We start from the raw sequence: 20,478 nt of genomic DNA, 5'->3' as shown, positions 1-20,478 counted from the left end.
GGCTATGCGGTGTTCTTAGAAACGCACGCCTGCCGTCAGCATCGCCGCGTTGAAGCCCAGCAACACCAACTCGCTGGCCACCGGGCCGAAGTTTACGCCCACGGATGGAATGATCGCCGGTGCCACGCCATAACGGTTGAGCGGAATCTTGTCGCGATACTTGCCGCGATAGCCCTGCAGCGCGCCGGCGGTCACCTTCATATAAAACGGTGAGTCGCCAATGTCGTAGCGCTTGCCGGCGTAGACGTAATACGAGCGCTGGCTGAACGAATTGCGAAACGTCGCCCCGCCATACACCAACCCAGAGGCTTCATTGCGCTCCAGGTTGAGCAAATCCTGATTGTTGTTGTGCTTTGGGTCCGGCGAAAAATGCCGGGTGTAGACGCTCGTCTGGGCGTACCAGAAGCCTTTGTCGTCTTTGGCGGCGGCCTCGGAGGCCAGGGCAGTGGCGGCTTGGGCCATAAGCAGCACGCCGGATAAAAGGTGTTTCATGGTCCGACCTCGATAGTCGTTTTGAAGGGGCGGCTAATAAGGGTCGCTAAACGTCGACAGTTTGGCGGCAAACGTCCTACTGGGGCTGAACCTGCGCTGAAGGTTTGCTCGCCTATGCTTATGCAATTACGGTATTACTGATGTAGGGAAAATCTCATTAAGCTATAAGCAACGGACTACCGACTATTTGCCAATAACCAATAACTGACCGCCACCGCCCGCCAGCCGGATCGATCGTTCGAACTCAGAGCAGTGAAGTTCTGAGTGTTGATTCTTAGGGGTGCGGTATGGGGAGCTACAAGCAACACGCGCTGTACACGGCGATTTTGTCGGCCAATTTGCTGACCGCTGTGGGCTTCAATCCGGTGTTGGCGGCAGACACGGGCGCCGCCGATGCACCAAAACTCGACACCGTGATCGTCACGGGTACTCGCGGCCAAGAGCGCACCGCCAGTGCTTCGTTGTCGCCCATCGATGTCATATCCGGTGACACATTACGCAGCACCGGCTCCGATGAGCTGGGCGCTGTATTGGCGCGCCTGATTCCCTCCATCAACTTCCCTCGTCCAAGCCTGGTGGACGGTGCCGAACTGGTACGCCCGGCGCAGTTGCGCGGTTTATCGCCGGATCAAGTGCTGGTGCTGGTCAACGGCAAGCGCCGCCACACCAGTGCCTTCGTCAACCTGGGCGGGGCCGTGGGGCGCGGTTCGGCGCCAGCGGATTTGAATGCGATCCCGCTGTCGGCGGTCGACCATATCGAAGTGCTGCGCGATGGCGCGTCGGCGCGCTATGGCTCGGATGCGATTGCCGGGGTGATTAACGTAATCCTCAAGCACGACGACCATGGCGGTTCGATCTCGACCAAGTTTGGCGAGTACAAGAAGGGCGACGGCATCCAGCGCAACGTCAGCGGCAACACCGGTTTTGCCTTGGGTGACAACGGCTTTATCAACGTCTCGGGCGAAGGCGCCGACAATGACTACACCAACCGCGCCGGCGACGATTTCCGCCCAGGTAGCGTAGGTTCCACCACCTATGGCCAGCGCGTGTTCCGTCAGGGCGAGCCGGCCACCAATGAAGGCAAATTCCAGTTCAACTCCGAATATTCCTTCAACGATGCGGCCGAGTTCTACACCTTCGGCGGCTACAGCAAGCGTCGTGGCGAAACGGCGGCGTTCTATCGGGCGAGCAACGCGTCCAACAACATCCCGGCGCTCAACCCCAATGGCTACCTGCCGCTGATCAAGGGCAACCTGGAAGACACGTCCCTGGTGGTCGGCCTGCGCGGCTTGCTGGCCTACGATTGGCATTACGACCTGTCGGCCAACTACGGCAAAAACCAGTACGAACTGGGCACCGAAACCATCAACACCTCACTCGGCCTGGCCACGCCACGCAAGTTTAACAACGGCACCTTGAGCAATGACCAGCGCCAGGTCAGCCTGGACCTGTCCCGTGAGTTCGACGTGGGCTTTTTGCCATATCCGGTGTCGGTGGCCTTTGGCGGCGAATACCTGCGCCAGGGTTATCAAATTGAAGCGGGCGAACCGGCGTCCTACTACCAGACCGGCAGTTCGGGCCTGGGTGGCTTCCGCGATGCCGACGCCGGCAGCACCTCGCGGCACAACTGGGCCCAGTACCTGGACCTGGAAACCAACTTCACCGAAAAACTCAGCGCCTCGGCCGCCGTGCGTCATGAGGACTACAGCGACTTCGGCTCCAACGTCAGCGGCTCGCTCTCGGCGCGTTATGACTTCACCCCGCAAGTGGCCTTGCGTGGCAGCATTTCCAATGGTTTCCGCGCGCCGTCCCTGGCCCAGCAGAACTTTGCCTACACCTCGTCACAGCTGATCGGCAACACCATCCAGGAAGCCGGCACCTTCCCAGCCAACAGCCAGGTTGCCCGCCTGTTGGGCGCCGAAGACCTCAAGGCCGAGAAGTCGCGCAACTACAGCCTCGGCCTGGTGCTGGAGCCTGCCGATGACCTGACCGTGACGCTCGATGTGTACCGCATCGACATCCGCGACCGCATCAGCCTGTCGTCCAACCTTAATCTCAACCCGGCGACCATTGCCTACCTGCAGGCTAATGGTGTCGGCAATATCAACTACACCAGCGCCCGTTACTTCACCAACGCCACCGACACCAGCACCGACGGCGTCGACCTGGTGGCCAACTATCGCTACCAATTCGATAACGGTATCCGCTGGAACAGCACCGTGGGCTACAACTACAACCACACCAAAGTGACCGACGTGAAGCCCAACCCGGCGATTCTGGACAGCCTGGGCGCCAACCTGGTGCGGGTAGACCGTCGTGAGCGCATCGGTTTGCTTGGCGATACCACGCCGCAGCACAAGCTCAGCCTGGGCAACGACTTCACTTACGGCAATTGGGCGCTGCACAGCAACCTGGTGCGCTATGGTGAATTCACCAGTTACCAGGCCGACAAGGTCAACGACCAGACCTTCAAGGCCGCCTGGGTGCTCGACCTGTCGGCAGACTACAAGCTCAAGAACTGGACCTTCACCCTGGGCGGCGACAACATCACCGATAAATACCCGGAGAAGGTCAATGCCTACGCCAGCAGTGGTGGCAACCTCGCCTATAGCACTTTTTCGCCGTACGGTTACAGCGGCGCGTTTTATTACGGTAAAGTTGCTTACAACTGGTAACACGCAGGAGACCTAAGCGATCCGCCATGACCGTTATTGAAACCGATCTGTTGCAATTGGCTTACCCTCCGCGGCTCGATCTGGGGCCGCAACTGACTCACGAGCAATTAATGAGTTCGATGCAGGCCACCATGGCCAGGCATAAGGGCGGGCCGGTCTGGCTATTCGCTTATGGTTCGCTGATCTGGCGTCCCGAATGCTCGTCGACCCAGCGCATGCGCGCACGGGTTCACGGTTATCACCGGGGTTTGTACCTGTGGTCACACGAGCATCGAGGCACGCCGGAGTCGCCGGGGTTGGTGTTCGGCTTGGATCGCGGCGGTTCTTGCAGTGGGTTTGCCTACCGTTTACCGGAAGACCAGCTTGAGGCCTCGCTTTATGCCTTGTGGCAGCGCGAGATGCCTTACCCGTCGTACCGGCCGCACTGGCTCAGCTGCCGCCTGGAAGATGGCAGTCAGGTGCAAGCGCTGGGGTTTGTGTTGGAGCGGCACTTGCCCAGCTATGCCGGCAACCTGCCCGATATCGTGCTTAACCACGTGTTGGAAAGCGCTTGCGGGCGTTACGGCACCACTCGCGATTATGTCGAGCAGACCGTGAACGCCCTGCGTAGCCACGCCATGCCAGATAAAAACCTGGAGGCGCGGCTCAAGCGTTGTGCCAAAGACTGCGGCGGGAATTAACGCGCCGAGCTGACGCTGTTGGTGTGCCACAGCGTTGGGATCAGGAAAGCAATCGCCAGCAGGCACGCGCCCACCAGCAACACAAAACCACCGTCCCAGCCGAAATGGTCCACGGTGTAGCCCATGGCAGCGCTGGCTGCTACCGAGCCACCCAGGTAACCAAACAAACCGGTGAAACCTGCGGCCGTGCCCGCGGCTTTTTTCGGCGCCAGTTCCAGCGCCTGCAGGCCGATCAGCATCACCGGGCCGTAGATCAGGAAGCCGATGGAGAACAGCGCAATCATGTCGACCATCGGGTTGCCCGGCGGGTTGAGCCAGTAAACCAGGGTCGCCACGGTGACCAACGCCATGAACACGATGCCGGTTAGGCCACGGTTGCCACGGAAAATCTTGTCCGACATCCAGCCGCACAGCAGCGTGCCTGGAATGCCCGCCCACTCATAGAAGAAGTACGCCCACGAGGTTTTATCCACGTCGAAGTGCTTGGCTTCCTTGAGGTAAGTCGGTGCCCAGTCCAGCACGCCATAACGCAGCAGGTAGACGAACACGTTGGCGAAGGCGATGTACCACAGCATTTTGTTGCGCAGCACGTACTTGACGAAGATTTCCTTGGCGCTGAACTCGTCTTCGTGGCTGGCGTTGTAGCCTTCCGGGTAATCGTTCTTATATTCCTCGATCGGTGGCAGGCCGACCGATTGCGGCGTGTCGCGCATGGTGATGAAGGCAAATGCCGCCACCGCCAATGCCACGGTCGCCGGCACATAGAACGCTGCGTGCCAGTCGTTGAACCAGGCCATGCCCAGCAGGAACAGCGGGCCGATCAGGCCGCCACCGACGTTATGCGCCACGTTCCACACCGACACCACGCCGCCGCGTTCTTTCTGCGACCACCAGTGCACCATGGTGCGCCCACTCGGCGGCCAGCCCATGCCCTGGGCCCAGCCGTTGATGAACAGCAAAATGAACATCATGGTTACGCTGGACGTTGCCCAAGGCGCGAAACCGAAAATGAACATCACCCCGGCCGATATCAGCAGGCCAAAAGGCAGGAAGTAGCGCGGGTTGGAGCGGTCGGACACCAGGCCCATCAGGAACTTGGACAAGCCATAGGCAATCGCGATGGCCGACATGGCCAGGCCCAGCTCGCCACGGGTGTAACCCTCGTCGATCAGGTACGGCATGGCCAGCGAGAAGTTTTTGCGCAGCAGGTAGTAACCCGCGTAACCGAAGAAAATACCGGCGAAGATCTGCCAGCGCAGCCGTCGATAGGTACTGTCTATTTTTTCTTCAGGCAGGGGCGCCTGGTGTGCGGCAGGACGAAAGAAAGCAAACATTCAAGAGCTCCAAATTTCTTGTTTTGACTGCGGATGCGAATGTTACAGTTTCGTTACCGAAAATAGCATCGCCTCTTATCTGCAAACACAGGAAATCGAAGTGATTGCATGTTCTCTTACGAACATGTCGCGAATAGATAAGTGTGGGTCGGTATCAGGTCTTAAGAGCTAAAGAGATCAACTGTGGGAGCTGGCTTGCCTGCGATAGCGGTCTATCAGTAGCAGCTGTGTGAGCTGGCCCACCGCTATCGCAGGCAAGCCAGCTCCCACATGAACCGCATTCAGCGGGTCTGGACGACAATCTTGCCCACAGCCCGGCGCTGCCCCAAGTCATTGATCGCCTGCGCAGCCTGTTCCAGCGGATACACCTGCGACACCAACGGCTTCAGCTTGCCCTCGCCATACCACGTAAACAACTGCTGGAAGTTCGCCGCATTGTCCTGCGGCTGGCGCTGGGCGAACGAGCCCCAGAACACCCCGACCACGGACGCGCCCTTGAGCAGCGCCAGGTTCACCGGCAGCTCGGGAATGCGCCCGCTGGCAAAACCCACCACCAGCAGGCGGCCGTTCCAGGCGATGCCACGCACGGCCTGGTCAAACAGGTCGCCGCCGACGGGGTCGTAGATCACATCGACACCGTTGCCGTCGGTCAGGCGCTTGATCTCATCCTTGAGGCTGGCCTCGCTGTAGTTGATCAGCTCATCCGCGCCGGCGGCCTTGGCCACGGCGAGTTTGTCGGCACTGCTGGCGGCGGCAATCACCCGGGCGCCCATGGCTTTGCCGATTTCTACGGCGGCCAGGCCCACGCCGCCGGAGGCGCCGAGCACCAGCAGGGTTTCGCCGGGTTGCAGGTTGGCGCGTTGTTTGAGCGCATGCATGGAGGTGCCGTAGGTCATGCTGAAGGCGGCGGCGGTATTGAAATCCATGCTCGGCGGGATTGGCAGCACGTTATAGCCTGGCACCGCGACCTGTTCGGCAAAGCTGCCCCAGCCGGTCAGAGCCATGACCCGGTCGCCGACTTTGAGGTGGCTGACCTTTTCACCCACTTCGCTGACCACGCCGGCTGCTTCGCCACCCGGTGAGAACGGGAAGGGCGGCTTGAACTGGTACTTGCCCTCGATGATCAAGGTGTCCGGGAAATTCACCCCGGCCGCGTGCACGTCCAGCAGGATTTCGTTCTTCTTGATCGCGGGGCTGGCGATCTCTTCCAGCACCAGGGTTTCGGCGGGGCCGAAGGCTTTGCACAGCACAGCTTTCATCGGACTATTCCTTTTGGCGTCGTGGCCGATAAGTGTAGGAGGGTACGCCCGTGGGTCAACGAGCATGCCCGACCCTGATAAGTCGCCATAAGCTTGTACTCAGCCTTGCTAGCGTTATGCTACCCGGCAACCGAATTCGAGGAATGAACTGTGAAAGCGTGGATCCTGTTGATGCTCGCCCTGACCTTGCCGATGGCAGCCCAGGCCGAAGAAGCGAAAGAAGGCGAGGCGCCGAAGGTCAGCTACATCAGCCTGACCCCACCGTTCGTGGGCAACTACGGCCTGGATGGCACGGCCAAACTGCGGGTCTACAAGGCCGACATCGCCCTGCGCGTGACCGGGCCTGAAGCGGCTGCGGCCGTCAAAGCCAACGATCCGCTGATCCGTAACCAACTGGTGGCGCTGTTTACCCAGCAGACCAACGAAGCCATGAGCACGGTCGAAGGCAAAGAAAAACTGCGCCAGGAAGCCCTGAAGCAAACCCAGCAAGTCATGAACGACGAGACCGGCAAGCCGGTGGTGGAAGACCTGCTCTTCAACAACCTGATCATCCAGTAAGTCGCTGCGCGGCTATCGCGGGCAAGCCCGCTCCCACAGGTGAATGCATTCCATATGTGGGAGCGGGCTTGCCCGCGATGGCGCCAGTACAGGCACTTCAGGACGCCAGGCTTTTACGAAACCTGGCCAGCGCCACCGCAAAAAACACCAACCCAATCCCCACCAACGCCAGCAAATCCGGCCACACCACACCCACGCCCGCATCGCGAAACAAAATCGCCGCACTCAAGCTCACAAAATGCGTCGACGGCGAGCCCTGCATCACCCATTGCAGCCACTCGGGCATGCTGTCCAACGGCGTACTGCCGCCGGACAGCAACAGCATCGGAATGATCACCGGAATCGCCAGCAAACCAAACTGCGGCGTCGAACGCGCAAGGGTGGCGAGAAAAATCCCCAAGGCAGTGCTGGCAAACAGGTACAGCGCGGTCACCAGCAAAAACAGGCTCAACGACCCTGCCAGCGGCACGCCGAGCAAGCCTTTGACCACCAGTTCCAGCGACAGCCACGTACACAGCACCACCACCAGCATGTTGCTCCAGATTTTTGCCAGCATGATTTCCAGCGCCGTCAGCGGCAGCACCAGCAAATGGTCGAGCGTGCCGTGTTCACGCTCACGCAGCAGCGCGGTGCCGGTGAGCACGATGGCCAGGATAGTGATGTTGTTGACGATCTGGATCACCGCCAAAAACCAGCCGCCTTCCAGGTTGGTGTTGAACAACGCCCGTGTGGTCAGCCGCGCAGGCAGCTTGCCCGCCGCGTCGGGTTGCCCGCCGTAGCGCTGCAACTCACGCTGGAAAATCCGGCCGATATAGCCTGCGCCCATAAATGCCTGGCTCATCGCCGTGGCATCGACGTTTACCTGCACGCCCGGCTGACGCCCGGCCAACAGGTCCGCCTGGAAGTTGGCCGGCACATTGATCACGAAGGTGTACTCGCCGCTGTCCATGACCTTGTCCAACTGATCGTAGGCCAGTGGCGCAGGCGGCTGAAACTCCGGTGGTTGCAACGCCTCGGCCATCTGCCGCGACAGCGCACTGTGGTCTTCATCGATAAAGGCCACGCTGGCGTTGTGCACGCCAATCACCGAACCGGCGGCGGGCATGTAGATCGCCACGGTAAAGGCGTAGGCCAGAAACAGCAGCAATACGCTGTCGTGGCGCAGGCTGGTCAACTCCTTGAGACCTAGACGCAGGATGTGAGCGAGCTTGTGCATCAGGCCTCCTGCTTCTTGAGCATGATCAGGCTCAGCCCGGTGAACCCGACGAAAAACCCGAACAGCGCCAGGCATTGTGGCCACAACTGGCGCAGGTCCAGGGCCTTGGTGAAAGTGCCCACGGCGATATCCAGAAAGTGCCCGGCGGGGAACAACATGCCCATCAGCGCGGCCGCGCCTTCCAGCGACGAACGCGGCACAATCAGCCCGGAGAACTGGATGGTTGGCAGGCTGGTGATGATCATGGTGCCGAGGATCGCCGCGATCTGGGTGCGGGTGAACGCGGAAATCAGCAGGCCCATGCTGGTGGTGGCCAGTACATACAACAGGCCGCCGAACGCCAAGGCCACGCCGCTGCCCTTGAAGGGCACGCCGAACAGCCAGCGGTTCATCGCCACCAGCAGCGCCAGGTTGACCAGGCTCACGGCCAGGTACGGCGCCTGTTTGCCCAGCAGGAACTCCAGGCGCGTCAGCGGCGTGGCGTAGAAGTTGGTGATCGACCCCAGCTCTTTTTCGCGCACGATGCCCAGGGCCGTGAGCATTGCCGGGATGAATGCCAGGATCAGCGCCATCACGCCGGGGCCGATGGCATTTACGCTGACCACGTCCTGGTTATAGCGAAAGCGCGTCTCCAGCTTGGCGGCAGCTGGGGTGTTGCGGGGCAGGCTGCTCAGTTCGGCCAGTTGCGCAAGATTGCCTTGGTGCACCGCTTCTACGTAATTACGGCTGGTTTCGGCGCGAAACGGCATGCCGCCATCGATCCACGCAGCCACGCTGGGTTGGCGACCGGCGTACAGGTCGCGGCCAAAGCCGGGCGGGATCTCCAGCGCCAGTTTGATTTCCGAACGTTGCAGGCGCCGGTGCAGTTCGTTCGTATCGCGGATGGGTGCTTGTTCTGCGAAGTAACGCGAGCTGCGGAAGGCTTCCAGGTAGGCGCGGCTTTGCGGGGTCTGGTCCTGGTCATAGACGGCGAAGGCGAGGTTTTCCACGTCCAGGGAAATGCCGTAACCGAAGATCACCATCATGAACATCGCCCCGAGCAGGGCGAAGGCCATGCGCACTTTGTCGCGCAACAGCTCTTTGCCTTCGCGGCTGGCCACGGCCAGCAGGCGGGCGACGCTGAAACCGCGTTTGCTGAGGGGCGGCGTGCTGCTTTCGCTGACGGTTTTATTCGGCGCGGCAGGTTCGGGTTCGCCTTGGGCCTGTTCCAGGCAAGTGACGAACGCGGCCTCCAAGGTGTCGCCGTGGAATTGCTGTTGCAGCGCGTCGGGTGTGTCGCAGGCCAGCACTTTGCCCGCATGCATCAAGGAGATGCGGTCGCAGCGCTGGGCCTCGTTCATAAAGTGGGTGGACAGGAAGATCGTCACGCCTTGCTCGCGGGACAATTCAACCAACAGTCGCCAGAAATCATCCCGCGCCGCCGGGTCGACGCCCGAAGTGGGCTCATCGAGAATCAGCACTTCCGGGCGATGCAGCACCGCCACCGCGAGTGACAGGCGCTGGCGCAGGCCCAGGGGCAATTCACCGGAGGGTTGCTCGGCCACTTCACCGAGGTCAAAGCGTTGGATCAGTTCATCTATGCGCGGGGCGCTGTCGGCCTTGGGCAAGTCGAACAGTTGCGCATGCAGCACCAGGTTCTGGCGCACGCTGAGTTCGCCGTACAGCGAGAAGCTTTGCGACATAAAGCCCACGCGCTTGCGAGTGGCCAGGTCCTTGGCATTTACCGGGTTGCCGAGCAGCGTGGCACTGCCTTCGGTGGCCGGCATCAGCCCGGTGAGGACTTTCATGGTGGTGGTTTTGCCGCAGCCGTTGGAACCGAGAAAGCCAAAGATCTCACCGCGACCAATCGCAAAGCTGACTTTGTTTACCGCCGTGAAATCCCCAAAGCGCAGCGTCAGGTCGTGGGCCTCGATGGCGATATCGGCATTGGCGCTTTCACGCGGCGGGATCACCAGCGGCTGATTGTCGTGGGCGCTGTCACCCTGGAAATGAGTAAAAGCCTCATCGAGTTTGCCGCTGGGTGTAACAGCCGCCAGTTCGTGGCTCAAGCCGTCGGCGATGAGTTTGCCGCGATCAAGCATGAGGCAATGTTCGAACTGCTCGGCCTCTTCCATGTAGGCGGTGGCCACCAGCAACGTCAGCTGTGGGCGCTCGCTGCGCACGGTGTCAACCAGCTCCCAGAAACGTCGGCGCGACAGCGGGTCGACGCCGGTGGTGGGCTCGTCGAGGATCAACAAATCAGGGTCGTGGATCAGCGCGCAACACAGGCCGAGTTTTTGCTTCATGCCGCCGGACAACTTCCCGGCCGGGCGCTCGGCGAAGCGCGCGAGGTCGGTGGCCAGCAACAGGTTGTGCATGCGCTGCTCGCAGTCGGCTTTGGACAGGCCGAACAGCGTGGCAAAGAAACGGATGTTTTCGCTGATGGACAACTCGGGATACAAGTTGCCGCCCAGGCCTTGGGGCATAAAGGCGATGCGCGGGTACAGGCTATTGCGGTGGCGGCGATCTTCAATGGAGCCGCCGAGCACCTCAAGCTGGCCTGCCTGGAGTTTCTTAACCCCGGCGATCAGCCCCAGCAAACTCGACTTGCCCGCGCCATCCGGGCCAATCAACCCGCAACGGGTGCCGGCCGGCAGGCTGAAGGCGATGTCGATCAGTGCCTGTTGCTTGCCGTAACGGTGGTGGATGCCGGTGGCGTGCAGCGCCAGGCCGGTCATTGCAGGTTGGCCGGCCAGTCGATATCAGCCGTGCGTACATAACCGGCGCCGGGCATGCCCGGTTTGGCTTGTGGTACGGCGCTGGGTTGAGTCAGGCGCAGCTTGACGCGGAACACCAGCTTCTGGCGTTCGTCGCGGGTCTCGACCTCTTTAGGGGTGAATTGCGATTTGGCTGCGACAAAGCTGATTTTCGCCGGCAGCGGCTGCTGGGGCAGGGCGTCGAGCAGGATGCGTGCGTCGCTGCCGACGGTCAGGCGGCCGGTGACGGAGGCCGGCAGGTAGAGGTTCATGTACTGATCATTCGGGTCAATCAACAGTAAAACGCGACCGCCCGCGCCGAGCACTTCACCGGGCTCGGCCAGGCGCAATTGAATGATGCCGTCGATGGGCGCACGCAGACTGCTGTCGTCGATTTCGCTGGTGAGCTGGGCCACCTGCGCCTGTGCTGCGCCGATGGCCGCTTTCACCGCGTTAACTTGAGCTTGCGCGGAGACCACGGCAGCGTTGCCGGTGTTCTGGCGTGCTTGCTGCTGGTCGATCAACTGGCTGCTGGCAAAGCCGCGCTTGTACAACTCCTGGGTGCGCCTGAGTTCCTGGTTGGCCAGCAATTGTTCGCTTTGGCGCAACTGCACGTTGGCCTCGGCGGCGGCGAAGTTCTCCTTGGCGCGCAGCACTTCGGCTTCGGCCTGGGTGCGCTGGGCTTCGAGGGTGCGGGTGTCCATGCGTGCGAGCAATTGGCCTTTGAGCACCTTGTCGCCTTCATCCACACGCACTTCGGCCAGGCGCCCGGGGATCTTGGCGGCGATCTGTACTTCGGTGGATTCCAGGCGGCCATTGCCCATGCTCAAGCCTTCGGGCAGGCGGTCCTGGGTCGATCGCCAGTAACCGAAGCCACCGGCACCCAGCAACAAGGCGATGAGTGCGACAGCGAAAAGGCGCGACATAGTGTGGTTCGTAGACATGGCTGCATCCTGCGGCATAAGCATCCTAGTTTGACCGATAGCGCCCGAAGGTTCTTGATACCGGTCAAATGAAGCGCAAGCCTAACCCGCTTGGCGTGCAGATGCATGCGCTACGGGTGTGACCGCAGGGTTCTGCCTGTTCAGCGCAGGGCGAGCACCGCTGCCCATTGTTCGGCCGTCACCGGCATCACCGACAATCGGCTGCCTTTTTGCACCAGCGGCAATTCGGCGAGGGCGGTTTGTTGTTTCAGGTAGCCAAGGCCCAGCACCTTTGGAAAGGTCTCGACGTGGGCCACGTTGAGTGCCGTCCACGGGTTTTTCTCCGGCGTGGCTTTGGCATCGAAATAATGGCTTTCAGGTTCCAGCGCGGTCGGGTCCGGATAAGCCGCCTCGACAATTTTGCCGATACCGGCAATGCCCGGCTCAGGGCAGCTGGAGTGATAAAAGAAAAACTCATCGCCAACCGCCATGGCTCGCAGAAAGTTGCGCGCCTGGTAATTGCGCACGCCGTCCCAGCGCGTTTCACCGAGCTTTTCCAGGCCTTTGATGGAGAGTTCATCGGGCTCGGATTTCATCAGCCAGTAGGCCATTTTGGGGCTCCTGAAAAAGGCATTGGGCAAGTTGTCGGGCAATTCCATGACAAACCGACAGTCGGTTGGCGTCAAGGTTTGCGTGTTGGTTCACGTTACCGCAGAATGCCCGCTTTTAAGCTTGACGCAGCTGCAACGGACTACTTTGGAACGTTGTTGTCATCGTGTACGAGGTGCCTGAAGGGGGGCAATCGATGCAACGTAAACCGGATTTACTATGGATTTTGGTTATTTTGTTTGGTCTGGGCGTCGTGACCACCGGGTATGCCCAGAGCTTGTGGTCGAACAAGACTGATGCACCTGTTGAATTGGCTCAGCAGCAGCCAAAACCGTTTAAGCGTTAACACTTTTTCAAGGCGTCGCTGGTTCCAGCGACGTTTCTGCGACATACCATTTTTTATCGGTGACGGTGCCAGCCAATGGCACATCCCAGCTCGCCTGCGCCAAACGTTCGACCTTCTGGCATTCATGGGCCAGGCCCAGCAACGTGGGCTTGCGCCAGTTCTTGCGCCGAGCCAGGTAGGCCAGGCTACGGTCATAAAACCCACCGCCCATGCCCAGTCGCCCACCCACATCATCGAAACCCACCAGCGGCAACAGCACCAGGTCCAGCGCCCAGACGTTGCGTTGGCGGTTGGCATTTACGTGCGGCTCAAGAATGCGAAAGCGGTTGGGCAATAACTTATCCCCAGGCCGCACGCGCTGGAACACCATCTTGGTGCGCGGCCAGGCACTGAGTACTGGCAGATAAGTGGCCTTGCCCCGGCGCTGGGCAGCGCGCAGCAGCAGGCGCGGATCGATTTCACCGTCCGTGGGTAGGTATAAGGAAATATGTTTGGCCCGGCGAAACAGCGGGTGCTGTGCCAGTTGCCGATACAGGCCGTGGGCGGCCTTGCGCTGCTCGCTCGGCGTAAGGGCGCGGCGGGCTTTGCGCAACATGCGTCGAAGTTGCGGACGGGAAAGCGGCGCAGGTTCGGTCATGGTTGTTCGGCTCATAAAACAATGCCAGTCCTAGGACTGGCATTGAGTTTGGGAATTCAGGCTCCCCGACAGAGCCGCTGTCGACTTAGCCCTTGAACCCGAAAGTTCAAGGTGGAAGATGCAGTAGGCTTTAAGGCTTTCCGTCTAGCGGACATGCACACCAGCCCAACGTGCAACTTCCAGGGTAGTGCGAATCGGCTCAGGGACATCGCCGACTGGCAAACACGCCAGGGAGTGGGGCGAGTATACCTTAAACAGACGCGTCAATCAGCCCTTGGGTGGCTCTGGATCGGTAGAAAGTACCAGATCCACGCGTTCGAGCAGGTCACGCACCTGCTCACGTGTCGAGCCGCTGGCCTGCACGTCAGGCCGTTCCTGCTTATGCAGCAAATCGTGGGTAATGTTCAGCGCGGCCATCACGGCGATACGGTCGGCGCCGATGACTTTGCCGCTGCTGCGGATTTCACGCATCTTGCCATCCAGATAGCGGGCAGCACTCACCAGATTGCTGCGTTCTTCCTGGGGGCAGATGATCGAATATTCTTTGTCGAGGATCTGCACGGTAACGCTATTGCTTGAACTCATGAGTCTTGCTCCAGGGCCTTCAGGCGCGAAATCATCGATTCGACCTTACGCCGGGCGATTTCGTTTTTTTCAATGAGGTGAGCGCGTTCCTCGCGCCAGGTCTTTTCCTGAGCTAATAGGAGTCCGTTTTGACTCTTAAGTTGCTCGACCCGATCAATTAGCAGTTCGAGTCTGGCCATCAGCGCTTGCAGGTCGGTGTCTTCCATTGGGTTCCACTGGATTTGTCTGATGAATGGCAACTTCAGGATAAACGATCTGACGCCCTCGATAGTCTTGGTACGTCTGCCGGTGCTAGGATACAGCGCTTCATTCTAGACATTGCGCCGTCTGGCGCCTAGCTCACCATGCCTATTCAGAACTCCCCGTACGACGCTTTTTCCAAACTGCTGAGCTCCAGCGGTCATCCTTGCTCGCCTGCCGAACTGCACGGCGTGCTGTTGGGCCGCAGCTGCACGGGCGTTGGCTTTGATGCCGACAACTGGCTGGCCGATGTGGCCGAGCTGCTGGAAACCGAACCTACCGAGAACGTGCGTAACGCGCTGATCGGCCTGCAAGAGATGGTCAAGGGCGAGCTGACCGGTGATGACGTCACCGTGGTCCTGCTGCTGCCGACCGACGACGCGCCGCTCACCGAGCGCGCCGCCGCATTGGGCCAATGGTGCCAAGGCTTCCTGCACGGCTTTGGCGTGAACGCCGGCGGCCTGGAGCTGAGCACCGACGCCAAAGAAGTGTTGCAAGACCTGGCTGCTATCTCCCAGGTGCAAGACGCCCTGGAAGAGTCCGAGGACGGCGAAGGCGACTATATGGAAGTGATGGAATACCTGCGCGTCGCGCCGCTGCTGCTGTTCACCGAGACCAAAAAATCCGCTGAGCCCGCCGCACCCAAGCCGTCGCTGCACTAAGCAAGGAAGTCCATCTGCCCATGATTCATATCCCGAAAGCGGAATACACCCGTCGCCGCAAGGCGCTCATGGCGCAGATGGAACCCAACAGCATCGCGATCCTGCCGGCCGCCGCCGTGGCCATCCGCAACCGTGATGTCGAGCACGTCTACCGCCAGGACAGCGACTTCCAGTACCTGAGCGGCTTCCCTGAACCCGAAGCGGTGATCGTGCTGATGCCCGGTCGCCAGCATGGCGAGTACGTGCTGTTCTGCCGCGAACGCAATGCCGAACGCGAACTGTGGGACGGCCTGCGCGCCGGCACCGAAGGCGCCATTCGCGACTTTGGCGCTGACGATGCGTTCCCCATCACCGATATCGACGACATCTTGCCCGGCCTGATCGAAGGCCGCGACCGGGTGTACTCGGCCATGGGCAGCAACGCCGAGTTCGACCGGCATGTGATGGAATGGATCAATGTGATCCGCTCCAAAGCGCACCTGGGCGCCCAGCCACCGAACGAATTTGTTGCCCTGGATCATCTGCTTCACGACATGCGCCTGTATAAATCGGCGGCAGAAGTGAAGGTGATGCGCGAGGCCGCGCGAATTTCCTGTGCGGCCCACGTCAAGGCGATGCAGGCCAGTCGCGCCGGGCTGTATGAGTTCAGTCTGGAGGCCGAGCTGGATTACGAGTTCCGCAAGGGCGGCGCGAAAATGCCGGCCTATGGCTCCATCGTCGCCGCCGGGCGCAACAGCTGCATCCTGCACTACCAGCAGAATGACGCGCTGCTCAAGGACGGCGACCTGGTGTTGATCGACGCCGGTTGCGAGATTGACTGCTACGCCAGCGACATCACCCGTACCTGGCCGGTCAGTGGCAAGTTTTCGCCCGAACAAAAGGCGATCTACGAAGTTGTGCTGGCTTCCCAGGAAGCCGCCTTTGCCGAGATCGCGCCGAACAAACACTGGAACCAGGCCCATGAGGCGACGGTGCAAGTCATCACCGCCGGGCTGGTGAAATTGGGGTTGTTGCAGGGCGACGTCGACGAATTGATCGCCAGCGAAGCCTACCGTGCCTTTTATATGCACCGCGCCGGCCACTGGCTGGGCATGGATGTGCACGACGTGGGCGAATACAAAGTGGGCGGTGAATGGCGTGTGCTGGAAGTCGGCATGGCGTTGACCGTGGAGCCGGGCATTTATATCTCGCCGGACAACCAGAATGTGGCAAAGAAATGGCGTGGCATTGGCGTACGCATCGAGGACGACGTGATAGTGACCAAGCAAGGCTGTGAGATTCTGACCGGCGGCGTACCCAAAACCGTCGCCGAGATCGAAGCGCTGATGGCGGCAGCCCGATGAGCCGGGTCAACCTTGCGATAATCGGTGGCGGCCTGGTCGGCGCCAGCCTGGCGTTAGCGTTGCAGGCCGGTGCCAAGGCACGGGGTTGGAAGATCGTGCTGATCGAGCCATTTGCGCCAGGCGACACTTACCAGCCAAGCTACGATGCGCGTTCTTCGGCACTCTCCTACGGTGCACGGCAGATCTATCAGCGCCTGGGTGTGTGGCAGGACATCTCCCGCCGCGCCGAGCCGATCAAGCAGATTCACGTGTCGGACCGTGGACGTTTCTCCACTGCGCGCTTGTCCGCCATGGAGGAGGGCGTGCCAGCCCTCGGTTATGTGGTGGAAAACGCCTGGCTCGGCCAGTGCCTGTGGCAAGGCCTGGACAAAGAAGTCGTCAGCTGGCGCTGCCCGGCCGAAGTCACGCGCATGGAGCCGCTGCCCGACGGCTATCGCCTGACCCTCAACGATGAAACCGTGCTGGAGTGCGACCTTGCAGTATTGGCCGATGGCGGCCGCTCAGGTTTGCGTGAGCAACTGGGTATTGGCGTCAAAACCCGCCCGTACAACCAGAGCGCACTGATCGCCAACATCACCCCAAGCGAAGCCCATAACGGCGAAGCCTTCGAGCGCTTTACCGATGAAGGCCCGATGGCCCTGCTGCCGTTGCCGGACAACCGCTGCGCGCTGGTATGGACGCGCATCGGCATGGACGCCCAGCGCTTGGCCAACCTCGACGAGCGCAGCTTCTTGAGCGAACTGCAGGGCGTGTTCGGCTACCGCCTGGGCACCCTCAAGCAAGTCGGCGCGCGGCACCTGTACCCGCTGACGCTGGTGGAAGCCGAAGAACAAGTGCGCTCGCACCTGGCGATCCTCGGCAATGCCGCCCACAGCCTGCACCCGATTGCCGGGCAGGGGTTCAACCTGTCCCTGCGCGATGCCAATGCCTTGGCCGAAGCCCTGTTGGCCGGGCCTGCGGTGCCGGGCGACTTGGCGACCTTGCAGCGCTACCGCGAAAGCCAGCATCTTGACCAGAAGCTCACGGTGGGTTTCTCGGATCAAGTCACGCGCCTGTTTGGCAGCGCCCAGCCATTAGTGGCTTTGGGCCGCAACATGGGCCTGCTAGGTCTGGACCTGCTACCGCCGGCCAAACGCTGGTTCGCTCGTCAGGCCATGGGCCTGGGTACGCGCCCCGATGCGTAAGTGGTTGATCCAACGTTTGGGTAAAGCGCGACTGTTGCGTTGGGTCATGACCCTTTATCCGCCCTATCTCGGGGCGGGGATAAGCGTGCAGCATATGAGCGCTGACTTTCGTCATGTCAAAGTGCGCATGGGTCTGGGTTGGTACAACCGCAATTATGTAGGCACGCAATTTGGCGGCAGCCTGTACTCGATGGTCGACCCGTTCTACATGCTGCTGTTGATGGAGAACCTGGGCCGCGATTACATCGTGTGGGACAAGGCCGCGAGCATCGACTTCGTGTCGCCGGGCAAAGGCCCGGTGTACGCCGAATTTTCCATCGACGACGCCTTGCTGGACGAGATTCGCCGGCAGACCGAAGGTGGCGAGAAGTACTTGCCTCACCTCAAGGTCGAGATTCATGACGGCTCCGGCACCCTGGTGGCGCGGGTCGACAAAACCCTTTACGTGCGGCGCAAGCCGCCAGCAAAGCAGGCTTAAAGCATGGACATGCGCGCAGATGTGCTGATTGTCGGGGCCGGAATGGTCGGAAGCGCCCTGGCGCTGGCGTTGCAGGGCAGTGGCCTGCAGGTGCTGCTGCTTGACGGCAGCCCGCTGAGCGTCAAGCCGTTCGACCCTACGGCTGCCTTCGAGCCCCGGGTGAGCGCCTTGTCGGCCGCCAGCCAGCGCATCCTTGAGCGCCTCGGCGTGTGGGACGGCATTGTGTCGCGGCGCGCCAGCCCCTATGGCGAGATGCAAGTGTGGGACGGCAGCGGCACCGGGCAGATCCACTTCTCGGCGGCCAGTGTGCACGCCGAAGTGCTCGGGCATATCGTCGAGAACCGTGTGGTTCAGGACGCGCTGCTCGATCGACTGCATGACTGCGACCTGGGCCTGCTGGCCAACGCCCGCCTGGAACAGATGCGCCGCTCCGGCGATGACTGGCTGCTGACCCTGGCGGACGGGCGTAAATTGCGTGCGCCGCTGGTGGTCGCCGCCGATGGCGCCAACTCCGCCGTACGCCGCCTGACCGGCACCGCGACCCGCGAGTGGGATTACCTGCATAACGCCATCGTCACCAGCGTACGCAGCAGCCAACCCCATCAGCGTACGGCGTGGCAGCGTTTTACCGACACTGGCCCGCTGGCGTTTCTACCACTGGTACGCGATGGCCAGGAAGACTGGTGCTCGATCGTCTGGTCCACCACGCCGGCCGAATCCGAACGCCTGATGGCACTGGATGATGAAACCTTCTGCCGTGAGCTGGAGCGCGCCTTTGAAGGGCGCCTCGGTACGGTGATCAGCGCCGACCCGCGTGTCTGCGTGCCTCTGCGTCAACGTCACGCCAAACGCTATGTGGCCGAAGGCCTGGCGCTGATCGGCGACGCCGCTCACGTTATCCACCCGTTGGCGGGGCAGGGCGTGAACCTGGGTTTCCTCGATGCGGCGGTACTGGCCGAGGTGCTGTTGGCAGCCACCGAACGCGGTGAGCGCCTGGCTGATGTGAAAGTACTGAGCCGCTACGAACGTCGGCGCATGCCGCATAACCTGGCGCTGATGGCGGCCATGGAAGGCTTTGAGCGCCTGTTCCAGGCCGACCAGTTGCCATTGCGCTGGTTGCGCAATGCCGGGCTGAAAATCGTCGACCAGATGCCCGAAGCCAAAGCCGTCTTTGTCCGCCAGGCCTTGGGCCTGACCGGCGACCTTCCGGAACTGGCCAAACCCTGAATTGCAATGCGACCCCCTGTGGGAGCGGGCTTGCCCGCGATGGGGCCATTGGCCCCAGCACAAATCCCAGCCATGCAACATCTCGTAACGCCTCCACCAAGCGCTACCAAATGTGAGTCCTTATCATTTGCCCTCTTTTTGCAAATGAGAGACCGCACCCATGTTGGCACCCAAGCGCCTCCTGACTGCCCTGGCACTCACCCTTATCGGCAGCACCACCGTGCAGGCAGCCGACGAAGTCGTGGTCTACTCCTCGCGCATCGACGAACTGATCAAGCCGGTGTTCGACGCCTACACCAAAAAGACCGGCGTGCAGGTGAAGTTCATCACCGACAAGGAAGCCCCGCTGATGCAGCGCATCAAGGCCGAAGGCGAGAACGCCACGGCCGACCTGTTGCTCACCGTCGACGCTGGCAACCTTTGGCAGGCTGAGCAAATGGGCATCCTGCAGCCGTTCACCTCGGCGGTGATCGACAAGAATATTCCACTGCAATACCGCTCCTCAAACCACGCCTGGACCGGCTTGAGCCTGCGCGCGCGGACCATCGCCTATTCCACCGACCGGGTAAAACCCGGTGACCTGACCACCTACGAAGCGCTGGCCGACAAGCAATGGGAAGGCCGCCTGTGCCTGCGCACGGCGAAGAAGGTCTACAACCAGTCGCTGACCGCCACCTTGATCGAAACCCATGGCGCGGCCAAGACCGAAGAAATCGTCAAAGGCTGGGTCAACAACCTGTCCACCGACGTGTTCTCCGACGACATCGCCGTGCTGGAGGCGATCAACGCCGGGCAATGCGACGTGGGCATCGTCAACACCTACTACTACGGCCGCCTGCATAAGCAGAAGCCGGATTTGGCGGTAAAACTGTTCTGGCCGAACCAGGGCGACCGTGGCGTGCACGTGAACCTGTCGGGCATTGGCCTGACCAAGCATGCACCGCACCCTGAAGCCGCCAAAGCCCTGGTTGAGTGGATGACCACGTCTGAGGCGCAGCAGATCTTTGCCGACGTGAACCAGGAGTTCCCGGCCAACCCGGCGGTGCCGCCATCGGCGGAAGTGGCAACCTGGGGCAAGTTCGTGGCCGACACCTTGCCGGTGGAAGTGGCAGGCAAGCGCCAGGCTGAGGCTATCCGCCTGATGGACCGCGCCGGCTGGAACTAACTACAATTTGCAGGCAAGCGCCGAACTTAATGTGGGAGCGGGCTTGTGTGGGAGCTGGCTTGCCTGCGATAGAATCACCCAGGTGGAAATGACACACCGAGGTGATGCTATCGCAGGCAAGCCAGCTCCC

20 protein-coding genes and 1 other RNA gene are annotated in these 20,478 nt (G+C 61.1%); 10 read left to right on the top strand and 11 right to left on the bottom strand.

Translation table 11 applies throughout. The features are described 5' to 3' along the window. Window positions 1-15: 15 nt before the first annotated feature. Window positions 16-492: a sn-glycerol-3-phosphate transporter gene (locus K0H48_RS26565; protein WP_219269972.1), complete on the bottom strand. Its 477-nt coding sequence runs from the start codon at window positions 490-492 to the stop codon at window positions 16-18. A 287-nt stretch (window positions 493-779) separates the two neighbouring features. On the opposite strand from K0H48_RS26565, the gene K0H48_RS26560 reads away from it, so the two are divergent. Then, a complete protein-coding gene (locus K0H48_RS26560) occupies window positions 780-3,167 on the top strand; it encodes a TonB-dependent siderophore receptor (protein WP_219269969.1) in 2,388 nt (795 codons plus the stop codon). Window positions 3,168-3,193: 26 nt separating this feature from the next. Then, a complete protein-coding gene (locus tag K0H48_RS26555; protein ID WP_017135258.1) occupies window positions 3,194-3,847 on the top strand; it encodes a gamma-glutamylcyclotransferase in 654 nt (217 codons plus the stop codon). On the opposite strand, the gene glpT is transcribed toward K0H48_RS26555, so the two are convergent. Together glpT and K0H48_RS26545 are read right to left on the bottom strand one after the other, a co-directional pair. Beyond that, window positions 3,844-5,181, bottom strand: coding sequence for a glycerol-3-phosphate transporter (glpT, locus tag K0H48_RS26550; protein WP_219269967.1), 1,338 nt, complete (start codon window positions 5,179-5,181; stop codon window positions 3,844-3,846). The two genes, K0H48_RS26555 and glpT, sit on opposite strands and share 4 nt — an antisense overlap. A 281-nt stretch (window positions 5,182-5,462) precedes the next feature. Beyond that, on the bottom strand, window positions 5,463-6,440 hold the full coding sequence (locus K0H48_RS26545; protein WP_065931846.1) for an NADPH:quinone oxidoreductase family protein: 978 nt from the start codon (window positions 6,438-6,440) through the stop codon (window positions 5,463-5,465). Window positions 6,441-6,590: 150 nt separating this feature from the next. On the opposite strand from K0H48_RS26545, the gene K0H48_RS26540 reads away from it, so the two are divergent. Beyond that, window positions 6,591-6,998 (top strand): flagellar basal body-associated protein FliL, encoded by a 408-nt coding sequence (locus tag K0H48_RS26540; protein WP_056860760.1) that lies wholly within the window; start codon window positions 6,591-6,593, stop codon window positions 6,996-6,998. 97 nt (window positions 6,999-7,095) lie between these two features. On the opposite strand, the gene K0H48_RS26535 is transcribed toward K0H48_RS26540, so the two are convergent. The 4 genes from K0H48_RS26535 to K0H48_RS26520 all read right to left on the bottom strand — a co-directional run bounded on the left by K0H48_RS26535 (window position 7,096) and on the right by K0H48_RS26520 (window position 12,483). Next, the gene (locus tag K0H48_RS26535) at window positions 7,096-8,214 is read right to left on the bottom strand and encodes an ABC transporter permease (RefSeq protein ID WP_219269965.1); all 1,119 of its coding nucleotides are present in this window, start codon (window positions 8,212-8,214) and stop codon (window positions 7,096-7,098) included. Continuing rightward, the gene (gene rbbA / locus K0H48_RS26530; protein ID WP_219269963.1) at window positions 8,214-10,931 is read right to left on the bottom strand and encodes a ribosome-associated ATPase/putative transporter RbbA; all 2,718 of its coding nucleotides are present in this window, start codon (window positions 10,929-10,931) and stop codon (window positions 8,214-8,216) included. The genes K0H48_RS26535 and rbbA overlap by 1 nt, the downstream gene beginning before the upstream one ends. After that, the gene (locus K0H48_RS26525; RefSeq protein WP_219269961.1) at window positions 10,928-11,893 is read right to left on the bottom strand and encodes an HlyD family secretion protein; all 966 of its coding nucleotides are present in this window, start codon (window positions 11,891-11,893) and stop codon (window positions 10,928-10,930) included. The genes rbbA and K0H48_RS26525 overlap by 4 nt, the downstream gene beginning before the upstream one ends. Before the next feature lie 140 nt (window positions 11,894-12,033). Then, the gene (locus tag K0H48_RS26520) at window positions 12,034-12,483 is read right to left on the bottom strand and encodes an EVE domain-containing protein (RefSeq protein ID WP_056860757.1); all 450 of its coding nucleotides are present in this window, start codon (window positions 12,481-12,483) and stop codon (window positions 12,034-12,036) included. Window positions 12,484-12,677: 194 nt separating this feature from the next. Between K0H48_RS26520 and K0H48_RS26515 the strand changes: the two genes are divergently transcribed. Beyond that, window positions 12,678-12,827 (top strand): hypothetical protein, encoded by a 150-nt coding sequence (locus K0H48_RS26515; RefSeq protein ID WP_024078005.1) that lies wholly within the window; start codon window positions 12,678-12,680, stop codon window positions 12,825-12,827. Between the two features lie 7 nt (window positions 12,828-12,834). On the opposite strand, the gene K0H48_RS26510 is transcribed toward K0H48_RS26515, so the two are convergent. The 4 genes from K0H48_RS26510 to K0H48_RS26495 form a co-directional block, all read right to left on the bottom strand. Continuing rightward, window positions 12,835-13,464 carry a 5-formyltetrahydrofolate cyclo-ligase gene (locus K0H48_RS26510; RefSeq protein WP_058421183.1) on the bottom strand — a complete coding sequence of 210 codons (630 nt, stop codon included), beginning with the start codon at window positions 13,462-13,464 and terminating at the stop codon, window positions 12,835-12,837. A gap of 58 nt (window positions 13,465-13,522) precedes the next feature. Beyond that, window positions 13,523-13,701, bottom strand: a non-coding RNA gene (gene ssrS / locus K0H48_RS26505) — 6S RNA. A gap of 30 nt (window positions 13,702-13,731) precedes the next feature. Beyond that, entirely contained in the window at window positions 13,732-14,049 is a 318-nt protein-coding gene (locus K0H48_RS26500; protein ID WP_003213956.1) for a cell division protein ZapA, read from the bottom strand. Continuing rightward, window positions 14,046-14,255 (bottom strand): TIGR02449 family protein, encoded by a 210-nt coding sequence (locus tag K0H48_RS26495; protein ID WP_003177365.1) that lies wholly within the window; start codon window positions 14,253-14,255, stop codon window positions 14,046-14,048. The genes K0H48_RS26500 and K0H48_RS26495 overlap by 4 nt, the downstream gene beginning before the upstream one ends. 138 nt (window positions 14,256-14,393) lie before the next feature. On the opposite strand from K0H48_RS26495, the gene K0H48_RS26490 reads away from it, so the two are divergent. The 6 genes from K0H48_RS26490 to K0H48_RS26465 all read left to right on the top strand — a co-directional run bounded on the left by K0H48_RS26490 (window position 14,394) and on the right by K0H48_RS26465 (window position 20,348). Continuing rightward, window positions 14,394-14,951, top strand: coding sequence for a YecA family protein (locus K0H48_RS26490; RefSeq protein ID WP_017135268.1), 558 nt, complete (start codon window positions 14,394-14,396; stop codon window positions 14,949-14,951). A gap of 20 nt (window positions 14,952-14,971) precedes the next feature. Then, window positions 14,972-16,294, top strand: a complete 1,323-nt coding sequence (gene pepP, locus K0H48_RS26485) for a Xaa-Pro aminopeptidase (protein WP_219269959.1) — start codon at window positions 14,972-14,974, stop codon at window positions 16,292-16,294. After that, a complete protein-coding gene (ubiH, locus tag K0H48_RS26480) occupies window positions 16,291-17,478 on the top strand; it encodes a 2-octaprenyl-6-methoxyphenyl hydroxylase (RefSeq protein ID WP_219269957.1) in 1,188 nt (395 codons plus the stop codon). Before pepP ends, ubiH begins: the two co-directional genes overlap by 4 nt. Further along, entirely contained in the window at window positions 17,471-17,956 is a 486-nt protein-coding gene (locus tag K0H48_RS26475) for a DUF4442 domain-containing protein (RefSeq protein ID WP_017135271.1), read from the top strand. The genes ubiH and K0H48_RS26475 overlap by 8 nt, the downstream gene beginning before the upstream one ends. Before the next feature lie 9 nt (window positions 17,957-17,965). Beyond that, window positions 17,966-19,183: a 2-octaprenyl-3-methyl-6-methoxy-1,4-benzoquinol hydroxylase gene (locus tag K0H48_RS26470; protein ID WP_219337616.1), complete on the top strand. Its 1,218-nt coding sequence runs from the start codon at window positions 17,966-17,968 to the stop codon at window positions 19,181-19,183. Window positions 19,184-19,343: 160 nt separating this feature from the next. Then, on the top strand, window positions 19,344-20,348 hold the full coding sequence (locus K0H48_RS26465) for an extracellular solute-binding protein (protein WP_219269956.1): 1,005 nt from the start codon (window positions 19,344-19,346) through the stop codon (window positions 20,346-20,348). The last annotated feature ends 130 nt before the right edge of the window (window positions 20,349-20,478 follow it).

This window comes from Pseudomonas sp. Xaverov 259 (assembly GCF_019352915.1).
GTDB lineage: Bacteria > Pseudomonadota > Gammaproteobacteria > Pseudomonadales > Pseudomonadaceae > Aquipseudomonas.
Note: the sequence above shows the minus strand (reverse complement) of the source record. Positions and strands in the feature narration are given on the sequence as shown.

Coding starts and splice junctions, on each gene's coding strand:
- K0H48_RS26565 (WP_219269972.1), bottom strand. CDS start 492: ATGAAACACCTTTTATCCGGCGTGCTGCTTATGGCCCAAGCCGCCACT.
- K0H48_RS26560 (WP_219269969.1), top strand. CDS start 780: ATGGGGAGCTACAAGCAACACGCGCTGTACACGGCGATTTTGTCGGCC.
- K0H48_RS26555 (WP_017135258.1), top strand. CDS start 3,194: ATGACCGTTATTGAAACCGATCTGTTGCAATTGGCTTACCCTCCGCGG.
- glpT (WP_219269967.1), bottom strand. CDS start 5,181: ATGTTTGCTTTCTTTCGTCCTGCCGCACACCAGGCGCCCCTGCCTGAA.
- K0H48_RS26545 (WP_065931846.1), bottom strand. CDS start 6,440: ATGAAAGCTGTGCTGTGCAAAGCCTTCGGCCCCGCCGAAACCCTGGTG.
- K0H48_RS26535 (WP_219269965.1), bottom strand. CDS start 8,214: ATGCACAAGCTCGCTCACATCCTGCGTCTAGGTCTCAAGGAGTTGACC.
- rbbA (WP_219269963.1), bottom strand. CDS start 10,931: ATGACCGGCCTGGCGCTGCACGCCACCGGCATCCACCACCGTTACGGC.
- K0H48_RS26525 (WP_219269961.1), bottom strand. CDS start 11,893: ATGTCTACGAACCACACTATGTCGCGCCTTTTCGCTGTCGCACTCATC.
- K0H48_RS26520 (WP_056860757.1), bottom strand. CDS start 12,483: ATGGCCTACTGGCTGATGAAATCCGAGCCCGATGAACTCTCCATCAAA.
- K0H48_RS26515 (WP_024078005.1), top strand. CDS start 12,678: ATGCAACGTAAACCGGATTTACTATGGATTTTGGTTATTTTGTTTGGT.
- K0H48_RS26510 (WP_058421183.1), bottom strand. CDS start 13,464: ATGACCGAACCTGCGCCGCTTTCCCGTCCGCAACTTCGACGCATGTTG.
- K0H48_RS26500 (WP_003213956.1), bottom strand. CDS start 14,049: ATGAGTTCAAGCAATAGCGTTACCGTGCAGATCCTCGACAAAGAATAT.
- K0H48_RS26495 (WP_003177365.1), bottom strand. CDS start 14,255: ATGGAAGACACCGACCTGCAAGCGCTGATGGCCAGACTCGAACTGCTA.
- K0H48_RS26490 (WP_017135268.1), top strand. CDS start 14,394: ATGCCTATTCAGAACTCCCCGTACGACGCTTTTTCCAAACTGCTGAGC.
- pepP (WP_219269959.1), top strand. CDS start 14,972: ATGATTCATATCCCGAAAGCGGAATACACCCGTCGCCGCAAGGCGCTC.
- ubiH (WP_219269957.1), top strand. CDS start 16,291: ATGAGCCGGGTCAACCTTGCGATAATCGGTGGCGGCCTGGTCGGCGCC.
- K0H48_RS26475 (WP_017135271.1), top strand. CDS start 17,471: ATGCGTAAGTGGTTGATCCAACGTTTGGGTAAAGCGCGACTGTTGCGT.
- K0H48_RS26470 (WP_219337616.1), top strand. CDS start 17,966: ATGCGCGCAGATGTGCTGATTGTCGGGGCCGGAATGGTCGGAAGCGCC.
- K0H48_RS26465 (WP_219269956.1), top strand. CDS start 19,344: ATGTTGGCACCCAAGCGCCTCCTGACTGCCCTGGCACTCACCCTTATC.